Consider the following 21,455-nt stretch of genomic DNA (forward strand, 5'->3'; position numbering starts at 1 on the left):
CACCTGCGTCGGTGACGCGGCCAACCTCTCTTGGAAGCTCGCGGCCAGCCTGGCCGGGTGGGCAGGTGAGGGCCTGCTGGCCAGCTACGAGCACGAGCGCCGCCCGATCGCGGCGCGCACCATCGCGGATGCCGCATCGAACGGCCGCAGCCTGGCCTCCGACTTCGCCCACAGCGTGCTCGACGACGACACGGACGCCGGGGCCGAGGCCCGCCGGCTGATGGCGCAGAACCTCGAGGTCAAGCGCAGCGAGTTCAGCTCGCTCGGCCTCGTGCTCGGCTACCAGTACCCCGGCTCGCCCATCGTCGTCGACGACGGTTCGGAGCAGATCCCCGAGCACCCGATCCACTACACCCCGTCGACCCGGCCCGGCAGCCTGCTGCCGCACGTCTGGGTCGGCGAGGAGTCGCTCTATGACGCCCTCGGCCAGTGGTTCACGCTGCTGGTCGACGCGGCCGAGCCGCGCCTGGCCGAGTTCGCGCAGGCCGTGGACGCGGTGCGCGGGCAGACCGGCGTGCCCGTCACGCTTCTGCCGCTGGACTTCTCCGCCCACCCTGAGATCCCGTGGCAGGCGGCCGCCATCCTCGTGCGTCCGGATCAGCATGTCGCCTGGCGCGGCGACGAGCCGGCAGCGGTGGCGCAGGCGGTCGCGGTCGCCGTCGGACGCGCCTCGGCGACATCCGACACCCTGGACGAGCTGGAGGGCACCCACCGTGGCCGATGACGACTTCCGCGCACACCTCTTCCCTGTTGACGACCCCCGGATCAGCGCGTTCCGCGGGCTCAGCTATCGCGAGTACGCGGAGGTGATCAAGAGCGATCCGTTCGCCGGGCCGATGATCGTGGACTGGGCCACCCGCTACCCGGTGCCCTACCGCGGCGTCAGCCACGACGGCAACATCACCGCGCAGCCGCTGGCGGAGCTGCGTGCCGGCGAGGCCGCCCCCAACGCGGCCATGGTCGCGGCCGCCGAGTTGCTGCTGGCCGGGCTCTCCGCGCGGCAACGGGCCGACATCTGCTACCCGCTGCGCGCCAACCAGTGGCGCAGCTGGGCCAACCCGGAGTTCTTGCAGCACGACACCGGCCTGCGCCTGGAGGACCTCGACCACGTCTCGCGGCACCGCGCGCTCGAGCTCGTGCGCGCCAGCCTCAGTGAGCAGGGCTTCGAGTCCGTGAAAACACTGATGTGGGTCAACGGCTACCTGGGCGAGACGATCGACCTCGCCAATGTCATGAACGACGCCAGCTACAACGTGGCCATCTACGGGACGCCCTCGACGAGCGAGCCGTGGGGGTGGCAGCTCTTCGGCCACCACCTGGCGCTCAACTGCGTCGTCGACGGCGAGCGGATGACGGTCTCGCCCGCGTTCCTCGGAGCGGAGCCCTCGCTGATCCTGGAGAGCCCGATCGGGCCCGTCGACGTCTTCGGGGCGCGCATCGCCCACGCCAGGGCACTGATGGCGGGGCTGACACCGGCCGAGCAGGCCGAGACGCTCAGCTACCCCGAGATGGTCGACCCGGCGATGCCGCTCGGCCGGCTGCACCCTGGCGATGAACGCCACCTCGGCGGCTGCTTCCAGGACAACCGCATCGTGCCGTTCGAGGGGATCCTCGTCGGCGACCTCGACGAGCCGACGCGCGCGGAGGTCAGCGCGGTCGCAGCCGCATTCCTCGACCACCTGCCCGCCGGCGTCGCCGCGGCCCGGCTGCGCGAGATCGAGTCGCGCTACGACGAGACCTGGTTCTCCTGGATCGGCGGCTGGGGCACTGAGGACGCGTTCTACTTCCGGATCCAGAGCCCCGTCGTGATGCTGGAACTGGACCACCACTGCGGCGTCTTCCTCAGCAACCGCACCCCGGCGCAGTTCCACGTGCACACCGGCATCCGCACGCCCAACGGCGGCGACTACGGCGGGCTCCTGCGCGCGCCAGCGGGCGGACAGCCGTGAGCGGGCAGGCCGGTGCGCTCGCCGGCACCGTCGTGCTCGACCTCAGCCGCGCCCTCGCCGGGCCGCACGCCGGCATGATGCTCGGCGACCTCGGCGCCCGGGTGATCAAGGTGGAGGCGCCGGGCAGCGGCGATGACACTCGCGGCTGGGGGCCGCCGTTCCTCGGCGAGCCCGACGCGGAGGAGTCGAGCTACTTCCTCTCCTGCAACCGCAACAAGGAGTCGATCGCGCTCGACCTCAAGCACCCGGACGACCGGCGGGTGCTGGACGGCCTGATCCTCGAGTCGGACGTGCTGATCGAGAACTTCCGCACCGGGGTGATGGACCGCCTCGGCTACTCGAGCGCACGGTTGCTCGAGCTGAACCCGCGCCTCGTCATCCTCTCGATCACCGGCTTCGGGCACGACGGGCCGGAGGGCGGCCGCGCCGGCTACGACCAGATCGCCCAGGGCGAGGCCGGGCTCATGTCGATGACGGGCTCCGGCCCGGACGACCCGCAGCGGGTCGGCGTGCCGATCGGAGACCTGCTCAGCGGCATCTACGGCGCCTACGGGGTCGTCGCCGCGCTGCTCGAACGCGCAGAGACTGGCGCCGGCGGCGTCGTGCGCACCTCGCTGCTCTCCGCACTCGTCGGCGTGCACGCCTTCCAAGGCACCAGACAGACCGTCGCGGGGGAGACTCCGCTGGCCCAGGGCAACCACCACCCCTCGATCGCCCCGTACGGGCTGTTCCGCTGTGCGGGGGGCGCCGTGCAGATCAGCGTCGGCAGCACGGCGCTCTGGGAGCGCTTCTGCGAGCGCTTCGGGCTGGACGCCGGCGCAGCCCGCTTCGCCAGCAACGCCCTGCGGGTGGCGAACCGTGACGCGCTGATCGAGATCGTCGAGGAGGCGTTCGCGCCCTTCGAGGCGACGGATCTGCTCGGCCAGCTCGAGGCGGCCGGGATCCCGGCCGGCCGGGTGCGCACCCTCGACGAGGTCTACGCCTGGGATCAGGTCGCCTCCCAGGGGCTGCTGCTGGATGTCGAACACTCCAGCCTCGGCTCGCTCACCCTGCCAGGCCCGCCGCTGCGCTTCTTCGGCACCGACGACGAGGTGACGTTCCGCGGGCACCGCGCCCCGCCGACGCTCGACCAGCACGGCCAGGCGATCCGCTCCTGGATCGCGGAGCGCCAGCTCCCCGAAAAGCAGCGCGCCGGCGTGCTGTGAGTTCCCCGCGCGCCCGGTCGCTCTCGGCCCACTCTCTCACCGCTCGCGAGCTGCTCGACCTCGTCGCCGACGCGGGCAGCTTCCGCTCGTGGGACGTGGCCGTGCCGCCCCGGGACGTGCAGCCCGGCTACGCCGACGACCTGGATCGGGCCCGCGCCCGGAGCGGATGCGACGAGTCGGTGCTGACCGGCGAGCTCCGCATCGACGGGCGCCGCGTCGCCGTGCTGGTCAGCGAGTTCGGCTTCCTCGGCGGCTCGATCGGCGTCGACGCCGCCGGCAGGCTCATCGCCGCCATCGAGCGGGCGACGCGGGAGCGGCTGCCGCTGCTGGCCGGACCGGCATCCGGCGGCACCCGGATGCAAGAGGGCACGGCCGCGTTCGTGGCGATGGTCGGCATCGCCGCCGCGATCGCCGAGCACAAGAGCGCCGGCCTGCCGTACCTCGTCTACCTGCGGCATCCGACCACGGGCGGGGTGATGGCGAGCTGGGGCTCGCTCGGCCACGTGACCGTGGCGGAGCCCGGGGCGCTGCTCGGCTTCCTCGGGCCACGCGTCTACGCGGCCCTCTACGGAGAGCCGTTCCCCGACGGGGTGCAGACGGCCGAGAACCTCTACCGCAACGGCGTGATCGACGGCGTGATCGCACCCGCCCAGCTGCCCCGGCTGGTCGCCCGGCTGCTCTCGGTGCTCGCGCCCGCGAAGGGTCCGAGCGGCCTCGGCGGAGACGACGGGCAGTACGACGATTGGCGCGATGGTCAGCGCGACGGTCAGTACGACGGCCCCGCGATCAGCGCCCTGGCCTCCATCGCCGCCTCGCGGGCGCGGGCGCGCCCCGGCGCGCGCACCATCCTGCGCCACGCCGCACGCGACGTCGTGCCGTTGAGCGGCACCGGGCAGGGTGAGGCCAGCGAGGGCCTGCTCCTGGCCATCGCCCGCTTCGGCGCCGTGCCCTGCGTCGTGATCGCACAGGACCGCTATGCCCAGCGCGCGGGGGCGCCGTGGGGCCCGGCCGCGCTGCGGCAGGCCCAGCGCGGCCAGCGGCTCTCGGCCGAGCTCGGCCTGCCCCTGGTGACGATCATCGACACCCCGGGCGCCGCCCTCTCCCGGGAGGCGGAGGAGGGCGGGCTCGCCGGCGAGATCGCGCGCACCCTGGAGAGCCTGGTCGGCCACGAGCAGGCCACGGTCGCCGTGCTGCTCGGCGAGGGGACCGGCGGCGGCGCACTCGCACTGCTGCCCAGCGACGTGACGATCGCCGCCCAGCACGCCTGGCTGGCCCCGCTGCCGCCAGAGGGCGCCAGCGTCATCATGCACGGCGACACGGCGCACGCCGCCGCCATGGCCGAGGCCCAGGGCATCGGCGCGGTGGCGCTGCGCACGGCCGGGATCGTGGACTGGGTGGTGCCGGAACGCCCGGATGCCGCGCTGGAGCCCACCGAGTTCAGCCGGAGGATCGGCCGGGTGATCGAGCGGCAGCTGCTCGATCTGGCCGCGGCCACGCCCGCCGAGCGGCTGCGCCGACGCCGGGGCCGCTACCGCGCGTTGGTGCGTATGCCCGGGCAAGCGGCAGACTCATGACGGGACACCGTCGGTGAAGAACAACAACAGGCTCATCAGCCACAGCAGCACAGCGTCACCAACCGCACCAGCAGGAACGTCAGCAGCAACATGAACGTCAGCACCGGCGTGAATGTCAGCAGCAGAGAGAGTGGAGGCCAGCAGATGGCACCGGAGACAGTCAACGCCCCGCACACCGACGGCCAGGCCTTGCGCGAGCACCTGGCGATCGAGTTCGCCCGCGGATTGCTCCTGGACATCGTGCGCCCCGCAGACGACCGGGCGCTGCCGGCGATCATCTGGCTGCACGGCGGCGCCTGGCGGATGGGCGACCGCAGCTGGCGGCCCGACTTCGCCCGGTACTTCGCCCGCTCCGGCTTCGTCATGATCAGCATCGACTACACGCTCTCCGGCGACGCCGTCTTCCCGCGGCAGCTCCTCGACGTGCGCGCCGGCATCCGGTGGGTGCGTGAGCACGCGTCAGAGCACGGCATCCTGGCAGACTCGATCGGGCTCTGGGGCTCCTCGGCCGGCGGGCACCTCGCCGCCCTGGCCGGGCTGCACGGCGGGGCCCGGGCGATCCTCGGCGAGCCGGAGGGCGCGGGCAGCGCCGCAGTGCAGGCGGTCATGGACGGCTACGGCGCGGGCGACCTGCTCGCACCCGACCAGGACAACCCGCCCACGGCCGGCCTGCTCGGCGGCTCGCCCGGCGAGCGGCGCGAGCTGGCAACGTTGGCGAGCCCTGCGCGCACCGATGTGGCGAGTGCCCCGCCGTTCCTCATCATGCACGGCGCCGCAGACGACCTCGTGCCGGCCAGCCAGAGCATCGCGCTCTACGAGGCGCTCGCCGCCGGCGGCACGGATGCCACGCTCTACCTGATCGACGGCTTCGGCCACGGCTTCCTCAACCCGGCCGGCCTCGACGAGGTGGCGCCCGGCCCCCGCCTGGACTCCGGCCGGCTCGAGTCCGACCCCTCGGCCACGGCCAAACTGCGCAGCACGAGCGGCCGGGCCTGGCCGGCGTCGGCCTCCTTCGGCGTCATCGAAGAGTTCTTCCGCGAGAACCTCGGCGGCCCGGCAGCCGGGGACGAGGCGTGAGCACGGTGAGCACGCAGGATGCCCTCACCGCCGCCCTGGCATCCGCGCAGTGGATCTCGCCGCACGAGCCCGTGCCGCACCCGGCCGGGCAACGGCCGGCCCACGAGCTGACCGGCCGGTTCCACTGGGACGGCGCTGCCACACACCCGGCAGAGGGCGCCGAGACCGGCGCCGAGGCCGTCGTCTACGCGACCGCGCACGGCGTCTACGAGCTCTTCGTCAACGGCGTCCGCGTCGGCGACGAGGAACTCTCGCCCGGCTTCAGCTCCTACCGCAGCCGGCTGCAGGTGCAGCGCTGGGAGATCACGGCGCTGCTGCAGGCCGGCGAGAACACCGTCACGGTGTTGCTCTCCGACGGCTGGTTCCGCGGCCGGCACGGCTTCGTGCGGCGGCCGGACGGCTTCGGCACCGACACGGCGTTCCTCGCCGCCGTGCTGCTGGAGCCGAGCGCGGGCGCGGCCCGGCCGCTGCTGGCGACCGGCGCCCACTGGGAGTCCCGCCCGAGCCACATCACCCGTGCCGACCTGATGGACGGGCAGAGCGTCGACCTCCGGTTGGAAGGACTGGAAAGGCCAGGGCGGCCCCCTGCCGCGGTGCTCTCGACCGACCCGCTCTGCGCTGACCGCACCCGGCTCGTGCCGGCCGAGGCCCCCGCGGTGCGCCGCATCCAGGAGCTGCGCCCGACACAGATCAGCACGCCCGGTGAGGGCGTCACCGTCGTCGACTTCGGACAGAACATCAACGGCTGGGTGCGCCTGCACGAGCTCGGCCCGGCCGGCACCCGCACGGTGCTCCGCCACGGCGAGGCCGTGGACGAGGCGGGCCTGCTGCTCGTGGAGAACATCCAGGCCTTCGACTTCGCCACCCGCGCGGTGCTGCCGGCCGGCCAGGTCGACGAGGTCATCTCGGCCGGCCGGGCCGGTGACGTCTTCGAGCCCCGACACACGACCCACGGCTTCCGCTACGTGCAGATCGAGGGCGCCGCCGGCCCGATCGGCATGGGCGACATCGTGGCCGTCGTCGTGCACAGCGAGCTGGCGCGCACCGGAACATTCACCGCCAGCGACCCGCTGCTGAACACCCTGCACGACGTCGTCGACTGGAGTTTCCGCGGCAACGCCTGCGCGGTGCCGACCGACTGCCCGCAACGGGAGCGCTCCGGGTTCACCGGCGACTGGCAGGTCTTCGCCGACACCGCCGCCCTGCTCTACGACGTGGCCGCGTTCAGTGAGAGCTGGTCGACAGACCTGGCCGCCGACCAGTGGGCCGACGGCCGGGTGCCCACCGTGGTGCCCAACCCGGCGGGCAACGGGCCATCCGGCAGCGCGTTCGAGGACATGGCCGCCGGCTCTGCCGGGTGGGGGGATGCCGCGGTGCTCGTGCCGTGGTCGATGTGGCGCGCCTACGGCGACCGGGCTGCACTCGAGCGCGCACTGCCGTCGATGCGGGCCTGGGTCGACTACGCCGCGCGCTCGGCCGCCGCCGGCCGGCACCCGGGGCGGGAAGCAGAGCGCCCGCTCGAACAGCCGCACGAGCGCTACCTCTGGGACACCGGATTCCACTTCGGCGAGTGGCTGGAGCCAGACACCCCGCCGGCGCCCGACCCCACCGTCGACCACGGCATCGTCGCGACCGCCTTCCTGCATCGATCGGCCCACACGCTCGCGCTGGCCGAGGCCGCCGCCGGCCGGCCGGCCGACGCCGAGCGCTACAGCCGGCTCGCCGCAAACGTGCGCGCCGCCTGGTGTGCCGAGTACCTGGCCGCCGACAACACGCTCAGCGAGGAATCGCAGGGCCACTATGTGCGCGCGCTCGCCTTCGGCCTCGTTCCAGAGGGGCGCCGGCAGCCAGTCGCCGACCGGCTGGCCGCGCTGATCCGCGAGAACGGCACCCGACTGGGCACCGGCTTCCTGGCGACCGGCCTGCTGCTGCCCACCCTGGCGGATGCCGGACACCTCGACCTCGCCTACGAGCTGCTCTTCGCCCGCGACATCCCGTCCTGGCTCGGCATGATCGACCGGGGCGCCACCACGATGTGGGAGTGGTGGGACGGCGTGACCCCGAGCGGGGTGCGCGGCTCCCTCAACCACTACAGCAAGGGGGCCGTCGCCTCCTTCCTCTACACGCACGTCGCCGGCATCCGGCTGGCCGAGAGCCCCGAGCCGGGCGCGGAGGCGTACGGCGCCGTCGTCATCGCCCCACAGCCGGGCGGCGGTCTGAGCGCGGCTGCTGCGAGCGTGCACACCCGGCGCGGAACCGTCGGCGCCGACTGGCGGATCGAGGGCGGCGCGTTCCGGCTCACCGCCACGATCCCCGCCGGCGTCACCGCCGAGATCCGACTGCCCGACGGCTCGCGCGTGAGCGGGGTCGGCGGCGGAACCCACAGTTACTCCGTCGCGGCCGCCGGCTTGTGACCGACGACGAACGCCGCTGCGGATTCCTCCGCAGCGGCGTTCGTCGTTGCCCGGCCAGCGCGGCCGGACGGGGACTAGATGTTGAGCCCGGCGACGCGCTCCGGCGGCGGTCCGACGACGACCAGGTCGAGCTCGGCCTGGGCGCGGCCGAAGCCGGGGCCGTTGAAGCCGGGCACGGCGCCCTCCGTGTAGATCGACTCCTCGGTGGGGCTGAAGACGTACTCGAAGAACGGCTCGAAGATCGAGGGGGCCAGCACGCCGACCATCCGCGCGTAGGCGGAGTCGTAGGCGTAGGAGTGGATCGTGCCCGCCGGGGCGTGCACGAAGTCGCCCTTGCTGAGTAGCACCTCGCGCCCGTTCACGTGCAGGCGCACGCGGCCGTCGAGGCAGATGAAGTTCTCGGTGTGCTGTTGGTGGAAGTGCAGCGGGATGTAGCCGGAGCGGGCGCCGCTGGACTCGACCGCGAAATAGCGCCCTCCGGTGTTCGCCCCGCGGGACATGTAGCTGTGCATCTCGTCGGCGCCGAGGTAGCGCTCACCCTCGCCGGCGCTCAGGAAGAACGCCTCCTCCGCGGACGGCAGGCCGGAGTGGCGCGCCCCGGCGCGCGGCTGCAGGGCGGCGTCGACGAGCGGCACCGCGGCGACGTCGATGCCGAACTCCTCGCCGACGGCGCGAAACTCGTCGAGCGAGACGAGCCGCTCGGCCCGGGCCGGGCGCACGTGCGAGGCCGTCGGGGTGCCGAGGCGGCTGAGCAGCTCGAGCGAGTGACCGGGCGAGGACCAGAGCAGCAGCCGGTTCTCGCCGGCGAGCATCCGGTAGGCGAAGGGCGTGCCGGCCGGGATGACGACCTCGTCGCCGGGGGAGAGCACGCTCGTCTCGGAGCCGAGCCAGACCTGCACGAGGCCGTCGAAGACGATGACGGTGCGGTGCTCCGCGGCATCCGTCGTCGCCGGCAGCTCTGCCCCGCGCCCGCCGGAGAGGTAGGCGGCACCGAACAGGTCGCCGGTGTCGACCGGGCGGGCGATCACCGTGAGCAGCTGCCCGTTGAGCAGGAACCGATCGCCGTGCCCCGCCGCCATGACGTAGGGCAGCTGCGCCCCGGGGAGCGCGTTCGCGATCGGGACGTGGGCGCCAGGCTCGAGCAGGGTGGATGCCATCGGTGTCTCCTCATTGAGTCGTCTGTGCGCCCCCAGCAGAGAGGGCAGCAGCCTTCATTGTTCCCGAGACGGGCGCACGCAGAATACGCGCCTTCCACTGAATGGAAGCGTGTCTCGTGCTCAGCGGCCCTCGCGGTCCGGCTGCGAGCGGATCCCGTCGATGCCCGGCGGGTGGTAGCCGAGTGCGCGAGAGATCGACCGTGCCGTCGCTCGCAGGGCGGGCAGGGCCACCTCCGGGGTGAACGCCCCGTCGGGGGCCAGGATGGACACCGCCGCGGCCACCGAGCGATTGGCGCCGAAGACCGGTGCGGCCACAGAGATGGTGTGCGAGGGCTGGGTGCGACGAACGACGGAGTAGCCGAGCCGGGCGACGTGCTTCAACTCGAGCCGCAGCGACTCGATGGAGCCGAGATCCTCGACCCGGAAATCCTGGTCGAGCGGCAGGGCGAGGGTCTCCTCGCGCGAGGGCTCCGACTGCGCGGCCAACAGCACACGGCCGACCGCGGTGCTTCGCAGCGGAAGCCGCCCGCCCAGCCGGTAGGCCACTGCTGGAGCGCGTCGTGAGGAGAGTCGCTCGATCAGGATCGCCTCCCGCCCGTCCAACACGGCCAACAGCACATGATGGCGGCTCACCTCATAGAGGTCCTCCAGGAAGGGCAGCGCAATCTCGCGCACACCGTGCCCGCGCGGTGCGAGCGAGGCCACCTCCCAGAGCCGGACGCCGATCACGAACTCGCCACTCGGCAGCCGTTCGAGGGCTCCCCACTTGAGCAGGCCCTGGGCCAGCCGGAGCGTCGAGGAGAGCGGGATCCCGGAGAGAGCCGAGAGCTCGCCGAGGCTGAGCTCGCGGCGGTCATCGCTGAAACAGTTGAGCAGCGAGAGCGTGCGATCGATCACCGGCTCGCCGCGCGGCGGCCGCTTGCCGCGGGTCGGGGCGGGGCTGGGCGGCTGCACTTCGGCGGGCATGTCCATGCCGCCGATCCTGTCTGAACCGGACGAATATGTCCAATCAATGGAATTGCCTTGGATTCGGGGTCGGGGTTTCGCGCACAGTGGGCCGAGCGATGGCGCTCCGGTGCCCGCTGAAACGTCTCACAGCATCAAGACAATGCAGTCAATACACGCACTTCAACAAACAGCCAGTGCAATCAATCAGCGTAGATGGAGGCCGAACGTGAACAAATCAACTTTCGACTGGGTGCGACGGGCGGCAGCAGTCGCCGTCACAGGAACACTCGTCGTCGCACTCGCCGGGTGCAGCACAGCGGGCGGGGCCGGCACAGTGGCCGACTCCAGCACGCTGACGATCGCCCAAGAAGCAGACATGGCGCCGAGCGGTTTCGACCCGATCGCCTATTCCGCCGGCCAGCAGCAGATGTTCTCTGCCGCCTACAACTCGCTCCTGTCGATCCAGCCGGACGGCTCCGTCGGGCCGGGCCTGGCATCCGCCTGGGAGTTCAACGAGGACGGCACCGTGCTCACCCTCACGCTGGCCGACGGCGTGACCTTCAGCGACGAGAGCGCCCTGACGGCCGACCTCGTTGTGGCCAACCTGGAGCGCCGCAGTGACCCGGCACTCCAGGCATACAGCGGTTTCGCGGCCGGCGGCGACGCCGAGATGGTCTCTGTCGAGGCCGCGGACGCCGGGACGGTCGTCATCACCTTCGCCGCCCCGCAGTTCGCCGTCGTCTCTACGCTGGCGAACGTGTCGGGCATGATCCTCGGCCAGACCGCCCTCGACGACCCGACACTGCTCAAGGCGGCTCCGGTCGGCTCCGGCCCGTACGTGCTCGACACCGCCAAGACGGTCAAGGCCAGCACGTACACCTTCGTGCGCAACGAGGCCAGCACAGAGACGGCGGACTACCCCTTCGACACGATCGTCTTCCGCCCGATTCTCGACCCGCAGGCCCGGGCCAACGCCCTGATCTCCGGCCAGGTGGACGCCGGTGTGATGAAGTCCTCGAGCGTTGACCTCCTCGAGTCCAAGGACATCGGGGTCGCCCAGATCGGCGGAACGATGGTCTCGATGATCCAGTTCGACAAGAACGGCACCTCCGTGCCCGAGATGGCCGACGAGCGCGTGCGCCAGGCAATCCAGCTCTCCATCGACCGCGACCGCCTCGTCGAGCTGCTGCACGTGGGCGACACCGCCCAGCGCAACGCCCTGCCGTCGGCATCCGGTGGCTGGTCGAAGGACGTGGACGCCCTGTGGAAGCGCGACGTGAAGAAGGCCAAGGCACTGCTCACCGAAGCCGGCTACCCCAACGGCTTCAGCTTCGAGATCCTCTCCAGCCCCGACACGCAGGCCGACCTGGAGGCCATCCAGACCGACCTCGCCGAGGCAGGCATCACGCTGGAGATCCGTCCGGCCGCTTCGACCCAGGAGGCGTTTGACGCGGTGAAGACCACCGCCATCGGCGTCATCCCGCTCGACTGGTCCAACCCGGTCGGCATCATGTACGGCGTCGTGTTCGGCTTCGCCAACAGCCAGGGCGGCGACGACGAGCAGCTGCGCGCCGCAACCGGCGCGCTGGCCGGGGCACAGACCGATGACGCCCGTGCGGAGGCCCTGCAGACGCTGAACGCCCGCCTGGTCGAGGCCGGCTGGCTCTACCCGCTCTACGAGCCGCTGCTGAACATCGGCTACAACCCCAAGAAGCTGAACCCGGTTGAGTTCCCGGGCCAGCAGAGCATCCCGCTGCTCTCCGCGTTCACCCCGGTGGACAAGGCCGAGTAACACCCCCAAGGGTGGCGGCCGCTCGCGGCCGCCACCCTTCCCCCTTTTCACACCATCAGCCCCTGGAGGCGACATGGCCGGCTTCATCACGAAGCGCATACTATTCGGCATCCTGACGATCTTCGTCGTATCCGTTGTCGCCTTCCTGCTCGTGCGGCTGATGCCCGGCAGCCCGGGGGCCATAGTGCTCGGGCTCGGGGCCACCGACGACGAAATCCTCGCCTACGACACCTCCATCGGCTGGCACGACCCGCTCGCCGTGCAGTACCTCACCTGGCTCGGAGAGGCCCTGCGCGGCAACTTCGGGGTCAGCCTGCTGGACGGACGCCAGGTCAACGCCGACATCGCAGCCCGCCTCCCCGTGACCTTCTCGCTGGCGCTCGCCGGCACCGTGATGAGCGCCGTCGTCGGCGTCCTGCTCGGCGTCATCGCCGCGGTGCGCGGCGGGGTCGTCGACCGCATCGTGAACGCGTTCTCCGCCCTCGGGGCGGCCATCCCCGGCTTCTGGATCGGAATCGTGTTCGTGTTCGTGTTCTCGGTGCAGACCGGTCTCCTCCCGGCCACCGGCTACGTGCCGTTCGCGCAAGACCCCGCACTCTGGCTGCAGTCGCTGATCCTCCCCGTCGCCACCCTCGCCCTCGGCGGGGCCGCCTTCGTCGCCCGCCAGACGCGCGCCTCCATGATCGACGCGCTCGCCCAAGACCACATGCGCACCCTGCGCGCCACCGCGATGCCGGAATGGCGCATCCGCTACGTGCACGCGCTGCGCTACGCCAGCCTGCCCATCGTCGCTGGCGTCGGCCTGCAGTTCATCGCCCTGTTCGGCGGTTCGGTCATCATCGAGCAGATCTTCGCGATGCCGGGCCTCGGTCAGTCGATCCAAGGCGCGGCCGCCTCCAACGACGCACCGCTGGTGCTCGGGATCGTGGTGACGACGACGGTCGTCGTCGTCATCGTCAACCTCCTGCTGGAGCTCTCCAACCGCTTCCTCGATCCCAAGCTGAGGACCTCATGACCACTCGAAACGACTCGACCGTCGCCATCGCGACCGCACCGCCGCGCACCGTGCGACCCTCGAGGCTGCGGGCCATCCGCCGGTCGCTCTCCACCCCCGGGGGCATCTTCGGAATCAGTTGGCTGCTGCTGATCGTCGTCGCCTCCTTCACCGCCCCGCTGTGGTCGCCGTACGGCCCGAACGAGCAGACCGGCAGTGTGGCGCTGGCCGGTCCGAGCGCCGCACACTGGCTCGGCACAGATGACCTCGGGCGCGACGTGCTCACCCGCATCTTCACCGCGGGGGCGGATGCCATCGCCACCTCGGCCCTCGGAGCCGCCGTCGCGCTGGCCGTCGCCATCCCGCTCGCCCTCTGGGCGGCCTCGCGCGGACGAGGCACCGAGACCGTGATCAACCGGGTCACCGAGATCGCCATGTCGATCCCCGTCATCATCATCATGTTGACCGTGGTCGGGATCGTCGGCACCAACCTGCCGCTGATCATGGTGATCCTCGGCCTGGTGATCTCCACCGGCATGTACCGCGTGCTGCTCGGGCAGGCGAAGTCGTTGCAGTCCCAGCTCTACGTCGACGCGGCCTTCGTCGACGGCCTCACCGCACCCCGGGTGAGCGGGCGGCATGTGCTCCCCGGGCTCACGACCACGATCATGGTGCAGTTCGCCCTGGTCTTCTCCATCGGGCTGATGATCCAGACCGGGCTCGCCTTCATCGGCTTCGGGCCGCCCGTTCCCGCCCCGAGCTGGGGTGGCATGATCCAGAACGCCTCAACGCACATCTACGACGCCCCCTGGCTGATGGTGCCGACCGGCGTGGTGCTGATCCTCACGGTGTTCGCTGCCAACTCCATCGGCGACGCGCTGAGCGGGCCGCGGGAGAAGGCGCCGGTGCGCAGCAACACGCGCAGCCTGCGCGCCCGGCGGGCCGCGGCATCCGCCGGCAACACGGAACCAACAGGCAGCTCCCCCGTCGCCGCGCCGTCTGCGACGGAACCCGCGCTGAGCGTGCAGGGCCTGCACGTGGGGCTGGACGACGGGACGACCCTTGTCAGCGATGTGTCGTTCGCTGTCAGTGCCGGGCGGGTGCTCGGCCTGGTCGGGGAGTCCGGCTGCGGCAAGACGCTGACCTCGCTCTCGCTGATCGGCCTGCTGCCGACCTCGGTGGCCACCACGGCCGGCTCGATCCTGTGGAACGGCCGGGACATCGCCGCCCTCAGCGAGCAGGAGCTGTTCCGGGTGCGCGGGCGCGAGATCGCGTTCATCGCCCAGGAGCCCATGCGCGCCCTCGACCCGATGTTCTCCATCGGCTCGCAGCTGACCGGGGCCGTGCAGCGACTGCGCTCTGTTCCCAAGCGGGAGGCCGGGGCCATCGCGACCGCGCTGCTCGAACAGGTCGGCATCGTCGACGCCGCGCGCGTGCTCACCTCCTACCCGCACGAGATCTCCGGCGGCATGGCCCAGCGCGTCGCCATCGCCATCGCCCTGGCCGGGCGGCCACGACTGCTCATCGCCGACGAGCCGACCACCTCGCTCGACGTCACGGTGCAGGCCGAGATCCTCTCCCTGCTCCGCCAGATCATTGCAGAGGAGGGCATGACGATGGTCATGGTCACGCACGACCTCGGCGTCGTCGCCGACATCTGCGACGACGTCGCGGTGATGTACGCCGGGCAGATCGTGGAGACCGGGGCCGTGCGCTCCGTGCTTCTCGAACCGGCGCACCCGTACACGAAGGCGCTGCTCGGCGCCGACCCGCACGCCACCGGCGCCGGCGGCCCGAAGCGCCGGCTGGTGTCGATCCCCGGCCAGGTTCCCGCGCCCCGCGACTGGCCGAGCTCGTGCCGCTTCGCCCAGCGCTGCGACTTCGCCACGGCGGCCTGCTCGGGCAGCGTGCCGTTGACCCCGCGGCCGAGCGGGGCCGGCCTCAGCCGCTGCATCCGCGCCGAGGAGCTCTTCGCCCGCCCAACCTCCAGCCTCCCGGCGCACGCCGCCGCCTTGAAAGAGCAGGTCGACTGATGACTCTCCTCAGCCCGCAGAGCCTGGCGGCGGATGCCGCGGCCCAGCCCGTCCTCGAGGTCGAGAATCTCGTCATCCGCTACGGCCGGCCGACCCGCCGCCCGACCGGACCGGCGGCCGTCGACGGCGTCAGCTTCACTATCCGGCCGGGCGAGACCCTGGGCCTGGTCGGCGAATCAGGCTCGGGCAAGACGACGATCGGCAAGGCCATCCTCGGCCTGCAAGCCGTCACCTCCGGCTCGATCCGCTTCGAAGGCCAACAGATCGACGGGTTGAAGCCGAAGGCGCGACGGGTGCTCGCCACCAAGCTCCGGGCGGTGTTCCAAGACCCGTACTCCTCACTGAACCCCCGCCTGTCCATCGGCGACTCGCTGGCCGAACCGCTGCTGGTCAGCGGGGTGCGCCGCGAGGAGGCGCTGCTGCGCGCCGAGGACATGCTCGAGCAGGTCGGGCTGCCGCGGGACGCGGTCACCCGGCTGCCGCGCCAGTTCTCCGGCGGCCAACGCCAGCGCATCGCGGTGGCCCGCGCGCTCATCACCCGGCCCAGCCTCGTGGTCTGCGATGAGCCGGTGAGCGCACTCGACCTCTCCACCCAGGCCCAGGTGCTCAACCTGTTGGCCGATCTGCGGGATGAGCTCGGGCTCAGCTACCTGTTCATCGCCCATGACATGGCGGTCGTGCGCATGCTCGCGCAACGCGTGATCGTGCTCTACCGCGGGCAGGTGATGGAGGAAGGTTCCACGGCCGCCGTGATGGATGACGCGCGCCACCCCTTCACCCAGGCGCTTCTGGCCGCCTCGCCTGTACCCGACCCGATCGCGCAGGCCGAGCGCCGCCGGCTGCGGGAGTCCCGCCTGGTCGACGGCGCGTCGGCGTCATCCATCTCGGCGACCGGCTGCCCGTTCGCGGCGCGCTGCCCGATGGCGACCGAGCTGTGCCGCACGGAGCGTCCCGCACTGCGGCCGGCCGCCGCGTCGCTGGCGGCCTGCCACTACGCGTGACCGGCGCAGCGCCACACTGACCACACCCCGAGCAACGCCAAGGAGCCCCAGTGTCACTTTCGTCCTCGACAACCGTCGCGAGCCTCACCGCCGACCTCGCACCGAGCGGCCCCTTCGTCGGCGGGGCGACGCCGAGGCTTTCCTGGCGCACCCGGAGCGACGCCGCCGACTGGCTGCAGCGCAGCGCGCAACTGGAGATCCAGCGGGGCGGCGAGACACACCTGGCTGTGCAGGAGAGCGGCGACTCGAGTCTCGTCAACTGGCCATTCGCACCCATCGAGCCCAGGGAGCAGGTGATCGTGCGTGTGCGTGTGACTGGCACCGACGGCGCCAGCTCGCCGTGGAGCAGCCCACTCGAACTCGTCGGCGGCTTCCTGCCGGCGGGGGACTGGCGTGCGCAGATGATCGGCGCAGCGGATGCCGCAGAGCCGGGCGCCCCCTTCCTCGCCCGCCGCACGCTCACCGTGACGGGCGCCATCGCGCGGGCCACGCTCTACGCTGCCGGCCACGGCGTCTACCAGGCCGCGGTCAACGGCCGCGACGTCGACGACCACGTGATGAAGCCGGGCTGGACCGGCTACACCCGCCGGCTGACCCACGAGACGAGCGACGTGACGGCGCTCCTCCGGCCGGGCGCCAACGAGATCACCGTGCGGGTGGCCGCCGGCTGGTACGCGGAGCGGCTGCGGCTGTTCGGCCCGCCGAAGGCCTTCTACGGAGAGCAGCCGGCCGTCGCGGCACAACTCGTCATCGAGTACACCGACGGGCGCACCGAGACCCTCGTCACCGACGGCTCCTGGGAGTCCACCCTCGACGGGCCGCTGCGCGCCAGCGGCCTCTACGCGGGCGAGCACGTCGACTCCCGGCGCGCGCCGGCATCCGGCGTGGAGACGGGCTGGCTGCCCGTGCGGGTGGACGGTGCGAGCATCGTGCCGCGGATGAGCACGCAGCCGCCGGTGCGGGCCATCGAGGAGGTGCCGGTGCAACAGGTGATCACCGCGCCGAGCGGCGCCGTCATCCTGGACTTCGGCCAGAACCTCGTCGGAGTGCTGCGCATCAGCGTGAACGGCGCGGCCGGCGACACCGTCACGCTGCGCCATGCGGAGGTGTTGGAGAACGGCGAGCTGGGCACCCGTCCGCTGCGCGAGGCGCAGGCGACGGACAGCTTCGTCTGCGACGGCTCCGGCCCGCAGGAGTGGCAGCCCGAGTTCACCTTTCACGGATTCCGCTACGCCGAGGTGAGCGGCTGGCCGGGCGACTTCGACCCGGCCGACGTCGTGGCCGTCGTGCTGCACACCGACATGGCCCGCACCGGCTGGTTCCACAGCTCGGATGCCACCCTCGACCGCTTCCACGAAAACGTGGTGTGGGGCATGCGCGGCAACTTCCTCTCCATCCCGACCGACTGCCCGCAGCGCAACGAGCGCCTCGGCTGGACGGGCGACATCGGGGTCTTCGCCCCCACCGCGAGCTACCTCTACGATTGCCGGTCGATGCTGGCATCCTGGCTCGAGGACCTCGCCATCGAGCAGCAGGCCTCCAACGGTGTCGTGCCGTTCTTCGTGCCCTCCTACGACCCCGCCGTTGCCGCGGCGGCCGGGTGGGGCGACGCGGCGACGGTCGTGCCGTGGGCCCTGTACGAGCGCTTCGGCGACGCCGGCGTGCTGGCCGAGCAATACGAGAGCATGTCGTCGTGGGTGGACACCATCGCGGCGCTCGCCGGGCAACGCCACCTCTGGGAGGGCGGCTTCCAGTTCGGCGACTGGCTCGACCCTGACGCCCCGCCGGAGAGCCCGGCGAAAGCGAAGGCCGACCCAGACATCGTCGCGACCGCCTATCTCTGGCGCAGCTCCGACATCCTGGCCAAGGCCGCGGCCGTGCTCGGCCACACCGCGGATGCCACCCGCTACCGCGAGCTCGCCGAGCGGGTCCGCACGGCCTTCCTGCGGGAGTACGCGACGGATGCCGGCCGTCTCGTCTCAGACTCCGCGACACCCTACGGCCTCGCGATCGTCTTCGGCTTGGCCAGGGACGATACCCAACGGCAGCAGTTCGGCGATCGACTCGCCACACTCGTGCGCTCCTCCGGCTACCTGATCAGCACTGGTTTTCTCGGCACACCGCTCGTCACCGACGCCCTGAGCAGCACCGGCCACCACGATGCAGCCGCCCGGCTCCTGTTCCAGAAGCAGTGCCCCTCCTGGCTCTACCAGGTGCGGATGGGGGCCACGACGGTCTGGGAGCGCTGGGACAGCATGCTCGAGGACGGCTCGATCAACCCGGGCCAGATGACCAGCTTCAACCACTACTCGCTGGGCTCCGTCGCCGACTGGATGCACCGTGAGCTCGGCGGGCTCTCGCCCTTGGAGCCCGGCTACCGGCGAATCCGGATCGCGCCGCGACCGGTTCCGCAGTTGCAGCACGCGCAGACGGAGCACGACACGCCATACGGGCGGGCGGCATCCGGCTGGGAGCGCACCGCGGCCGGCCTCGTCGTGACCGCGGTCATCCCGCCGAACACTCGCGCCGAGGTGCTCCTGCCCGGGGCGGCCAGGCCGTTCGAGGTCGGATCCGGGAGGCACGAGTGGCGGCTGGACGGACACGAGGAGTCTGGGCAACTCCCGAACCACGAGCTCGGTTCGCAGACGCCGCTGGCCGAGATCATCGATGACGAGCAGGCGTTCAGCGCCATCATCGACGCCATCGAGTCCGTGGACGCGGACCGGGCGCGGGCGTTCCACCGCGAGACGAAATGGCGCGGGGACACCAGCCTCGGCGACGTCTCCTTCTTCCTGCAGGGCCCGGTCGGGCAGAGCGTCACCGCGGCCATCGCAGCGCTCAATGCGGCCCGCGCGCGTGCGAGGGCGGGCAAGTGAGCCGTCCAATCCTGCCGGGCTTCCACCCGGACCCCACGATCTGCCGCGTCGGGGACGACTTCTACCTTGCCACGTCGAGTTTCGAGTACTTTCCGGGTGTCCCGCTCTTCCACAGCACCGACCTGCTCACCTGGACGCAGCTCGGGAACGTGCTGGACCGACCATCCCAGCTGCCATTGACCGCGCAGTCCGGCGGAATCTTCGCGCCGACGCTGCGACACCACGACGGCCGCTTCTGGATGATCACCACCCAGATCGACCGCATTGCGGATGGCCACCTCATCGTCACGGCCACCGACCCGGCCGGGCCGTGGTCCGAGCCGGTCTTCACGACGGGCACGCTCGGCATTGACCCCGATCTGGCCTGGGACGATGACGGAGTCTGCCACCTGAGCTGGACGAGGTTCTCGCCTACTGGCAGTGAGATCGTCCAGGCCCGCCTCGACCCGGAATCCGGAGCCCTGCTCTCCCCGCCGAAGCCGCTCTGGAACGGCACCGGGCTGGCGCACGCCGAGGCTCCGCACCTGCACCGCCGCGGTGACTGGTGGTACCTGCTCATCGCCGAGGGCGGCACGGAGCGCGGCCACGCCGTCTCGATCGCCCGGTCCCGCTCGATCGACGGGCCGTTCGAGTCGAACCCGGCGAACCCGATCCTCTCCCACCGCAGCACCGACCACCCCGTGCAGAACACCGGCCACGCCGACCTCGTGCAGCTGCCGAGCGGCGACTGGGCGATGGTCTACCTCGGTGTGCGCCCGCGCGGCATGACCCCGGGCTTCCACGTGAACGGTCGGGAGACCTTCCTGGCCGGCATCGACTGGGTCGACGACTGGCCCGTCGTCGACGAGTCACGCCATCTGGCGCCGCCCGCGCAGACGGGCTTCGTCGATCGATTCGATACCGCAGAACTGGATCCGCGCTGGATCTCGCCCGGCGGCCCGCCCGAGGCGCTCCTCACGCGGGGCGTGGGCGGCGGAGTGACGGTGCCGCCGCTTGGTGAGGCGCCCGACGCGTTCCTCGGCGTGCGCACCCGCGACGAGCGCTGGCAAGCCGAGCTCACCGTCGCCGCCGGTGACGCCGCCCTCGTGCTGCGCCTCGACGCGGCCCACCTGGTGCGGGTCGAGACGGACGCCGGCAGCATTCGTGCTTCCGCCCGCATCGGCGACCTCGACATCCCGCTCGGGCAGGCAGAGCGCCCCGCGGAGGGCGTCGTCCTCGCCATCCGGGCCGACGATGCCCCGACGGGCATCGGCGTGCGCAGCGGCCCCGACATCCTGCGCCTCGGCACCGTGCGGGCCGGCGTCTTCGCCGAGCTGGCCAGTCTGGACGGCCGGTACGTCTCCACCGAGGTCGCCGGCGGATTCACCGGCCGCGTCATCGGTTTCTCGCCCGCAGCACGCGGCGGCACGATCAGCAGCTTCTCCACCCATCGAATCGACGAGGACGACGCATGAGCATCATCACCATTCCCGACACCGGCTACGTCTTCCCGCAGTTCCGCCCGCCGGTCTCCGCGGGCCGCTCGCCAGTTCCCGCCGGAACGACGGCACATCTCGGCCTGAGCTACGCGCTGCTGGAGGGCTATCGCGAGCTGGGCCTCGACCTGTACGTCCCGACGGATCGCCCCGGCCCGGTTCCCTGCGTCATCTGGATCCACGGTGGGGCCTGGCTGAGTGGCGACCGCCGCTACTTCCCCGACATCTGGCCGGAGGGGATCGTGTTCGACGGGCTCGTCGCGCGCGGCTATGCCGTCGCGACCATCGACTACCGGCATGCCCGTGAGGCGAGCTTCCCGGCCCAGCTGCACGACGCCAAGGCGGCCGTCCGCTACCTGCGACAGTTCGCCGAGGAGCTCGGCATCGACCCGACGCGTTTCGCCGTGTGGGGCGAGTCGGCCGGTGGCCATCTCGCCGCCCTCGTCGGCCTGGTGTCCGGCCGGCCAGAGCTCGAGGGCTCGGTCGGGGTCGCGGATGGCGACAGCTCCGTGTCGGCCGTCGTCGACTGGTACGGCGTCAGCGACGTGGCGACGATGCCCGCCTTCGCCGACGCCGCCTTCCCGGATGCCGACCCTGATGCCGAGGCGGAGGGCGGCTGGCACGGCGAGGAACCGATCGACGTCGTGCTCGCGGGCGTGGTCGACCGGGCGGCGGCAGAGCGGGACTTCTCTCCCGTGAGCCATGTGTCCGCGGCCGCGCCGCCCTTCCTCCTCGTGCACGGTGACTCAGACGGGCTCGTGCCCATCGGGCAGAGCGTGCTCCTGCATGAGCGCCTGCGCGCCGCGGGCGCACCGGTGCACTTCCACTCCGTCCCGGGCGCCGACCACGTCTGGATCGGCGTGGACATGGAACCTCTCGTGACCGAGGCGCTCGACTTCCTCGATGGGGTGCTGGGCGGTTAGGAAGCCCCGGGCTCCGGGCCCAGCACCCGCATCGGCT

The 21,455-nt window shown here is 71.7% G+C and carries 15 protein-coding genes; 13 read left to right on the forward strand and 2 right to left on the reverse strand.

Translation table 11 applies throughout. The features are described from left to right. The 6 genes from GY24_RS18070 to GY24_RS07295 form a co-directional block, all read left to right on the forward strand. On the forward strand, positions 1 to 724 hold a 724-nt coding region (locus GY24_RS18070; protein WP_233279247.1), incomplete at its 5' end, for an aromatic-ring hydroxylase C-terminal domain-containing protein. Beyond that, a complete protein-coding gene (locus tag GY24_RS07275; RefSeq protein WP_233279248.1) occupies positions 714 to 1,949 on the forward strand; it encodes a DUF3500 domain-containing protein in 1,236 nt (411 codons plus the stop codon). The genes GY24_RS18070 and GY24_RS07275, both read left to right, overlap by 11 nt. After that, positions 1,946 to 3,154: a CaiB/BaiF CoA transferase family protein gene (locus GY24_RS07280; protein WP_104475038.1), complete on the forward strand. Its 1,209-nt coding sequence runs from the start codon at positions 1,946 to 1,948 to the stop codon at positions 3,152 to 3,154. The genes GY24_RS07275 and GY24_RS07280 overlap by 4 nt, the downstream gene beginning before the upstream one ends. Next, a complete protein-coding gene (locus GY24_RS07285; RefSeq protein WP_104475039.1) occupies positions 3,151 to 4,728 on the forward strand; it encodes a carboxyl transferase domain-containing protein in 1,578 nt (525 codons plus the stop codon). The genes GY24_RS07280 and GY24_RS07285 overlap by 4 nt, the downstream gene beginning before the upstream one ends. A 144-nt stretch (positions 4,729 to 4,872) precedes the next feature. Continuing rightward, positions 4,873 to 5,805 carry an alpha/beta hydrolase gene (locus tag GY24_RS07290; protein ID WP_104475074.1) on the forward strand — a complete coding sequence of 311 codons (933 nt, stop codon included), beginning with the start codon at positions 4,873 to 4,875 and terminating at the stop codon, positions 5,803 to 5,805. A 5-nt stretch (positions 5,806 to 5,810) separates the two neighbouring features. Then, a complete protein-coding gene (locus GY24_RS07295) occupies positions 5,811 to 8,219 on the forward strand; it encodes an alpha-L-rhamnosidase (RefSeq protein WP_233279249.1) in 2,409 nt (802 codons plus the stop codon). 74 nt (positions 8,220 to 8,293) lie between these two features. On the opposite strand, the gene GY24_RS07300 is transcribed toward GY24_RS07295, so the two are convergent. After that, a complete protein-coding gene (locus tag GY24_RS07300; protein ID WP_104475041.1) occupies positions 8,294 to 9,376 on the reverse strand; it encodes a quercetin 2,3-dioxygenase in 1,083 nt (360 codons plus the stop codon). A 120-nt stretch (positions 9,377 to 9,496) separates the two neighbouring features. Further along, positions 9,497 to 10,348 (reverse strand): IclR family transcriptional regulator, encoded by an 852-nt coding sequence (locus tag GY24_RS07305; protein ID WP_104475075.1) that lies wholly within the window; start codon positions 10,346 to 10,348, stop codon positions 9,497 to 9,499. A 202-nt stretch (positions 10,349 to 10,550) separates the two neighbouring features. Here GY24_RS07305 and GY24_RS07310 point away from each other — a divergent pair, with 202 nt between their 5' ends. From GY24_RS07310 to GY24_RS07340, 7 genes are all read left to right on the forward strand, one after another. Next, positions 10,551 to 12,116 carry an ABC transporter substrate-binding protein gene (locus GY24_RS07310; protein WP_161498702.1) on the forward strand — a complete coding sequence of 522 codons (1,566 nt, stop codon included), beginning with the start codon at positions 10,551 to 10,553 and terminating at the stop codon, positions 12,114 to 12,116. A gap of 73 nt (positions 12,117 to 12,189) precedes the next feature. Continuing rightward, entirely contained in the window at positions 12,190 to 13,131 is a 942-nt protein-coding gene (locus GY24_RS07315; protein ID WP_104475043.1) for an ABC transporter permease, read from the forward strand. Beyond that, on the forward strand, positions 13,128 to 15,143 hold the full coding sequence (locus tag GY24_RS07320; RefSeq protein WP_104475044.1) for a dipeptide/oligopeptide/nickel ABC transporter permease/ATP-binding protein: 2,016 nt from the start codon (positions 13,128 to 13,130) through the stop codon (positions 15,141 to 15,143). The genes GY24_RS07315 and GY24_RS07320 overlap by 4 nt, the downstream gene beginning before the upstream one ends. Next, positions 15,143 to 16,144 (forward strand): oligopeptide/dipeptide ABC transporter ATP-binding protein, encoded by a 1,002-nt coding sequence (locus GY24_RS07325; RefSeq protein WP_104475045.1) that lies wholly within the window; start codon positions 15,143 to 15,145, stop codon positions 16,142 to 16,144. The genes GY24_RS07320 and GY24_RS07325 overlap by 1 nt, the downstream gene beginning before the upstream one ends. 50 nt (positions 16,145 to 16,194) lie before the next feature. Continuing rightward, on the forward strand, positions 16,195 to 19,020 hold the full coding sequence (locus GY24_RS07330; RefSeq protein WP_104475046.1) for a family 78 glycoside hydrolase catalytic domain: 2,826 nt from the start codon (positions 16,195 to 16,197) through the stop codon (positions 19,018 to 19,020). Beyond that, a complete protein-coding gene (locus GY24_RS07335) occupies positions 19,017 to 20,474 on the forward strand; it encodes a glycoside hydrolase family 43 protein (RefSeq protein ID WP_162496161.1) in 1,458 nt (485 codons plus the stop codon). Before GY24_RS07330 ends, GY24_RS07335 begins: the two co-directional genes overlap by 4 nt. Next, a complete protein-coding gene (locus tag GY24_RS07340) occupies positions 20,471 to 21,418 on the forward strand; it encodes an alpha/beta hydrolase (RefSeq protein WP_104475048.1) in 948 nt (315 codons plus the stop codon). Before GY24_RS07335 ends, GY24_RS07340 begins: the two co-directional genes overlap by 4 nt. Positions 21,419 to 21,455: the final 37 nt, after the last annotated feature.

The sequence above is a fragment of the Microterricola pindariensis genome (assembly GCF_002936985.1).
In the GTDB taxonomy this organism is placed as follows: Bacteria; Actinomycetota; Actinomycetes; order Actinomycetales; family Microbacteriaceae; genus Microterricola; species Microterricola pindariensis.

What these genes read in the sequence shown, in the direction of transcription:
- GY24_RS07290 (WP_104475074.1), top strand. Translation starts at nt 4,873, where the DNA reads ATGGCACCGGAGACAGTCAACGCCCCGCACACCGACGGCCAGGCCTTG.
- GY24_RS07300 (WP_104475041.1), bottom strand. Translation starts at nt 9,376, where the DNA reads ATGGCATCCACCCTGCTCGAGCCTGGCGCCCACGTCCCGATCGCGAAC.
- GY24_RS07305 (WP_104475075.1), bottom strand. Translation starts at nt 10,348, where the DNA reads ATGGACATGCCCGCCGAAGTGCAGCCGCCCAGCCCCGCCCCGACCCGC.
- GY24_RS07315 (WP_104475043.1), top strand. Translation starts at nt 12,190, where the DNA reads ATGGCCGGCTTCATCACGAAGCGCATACTATTCGGCATCCTGACGATC.
- GY24_RS07320 (WP_104475044.1), top strand. Translation starts at nt 13,128, where the DNA reads ATGACCACTCGAAACGACTCGACCGTCGCCATCGCGACCGCACCGCCG.
- GY24_RS07325 (WP_104475045.1), top strand. Translation starts at nt 15,143, where the DNA reads ATGACTCTCCTCAGCCCGCAGAGCCTGGCGGCGGATGCCGCGGCCCAG.
- GY24_RS07340 (WP_104475048.1), top strand. Translation starts at nt 20,471, where the DNA reads ATGAGCATCATCACCATTCCCGACACCGGCTACGTCTTCCCGCAGTTC.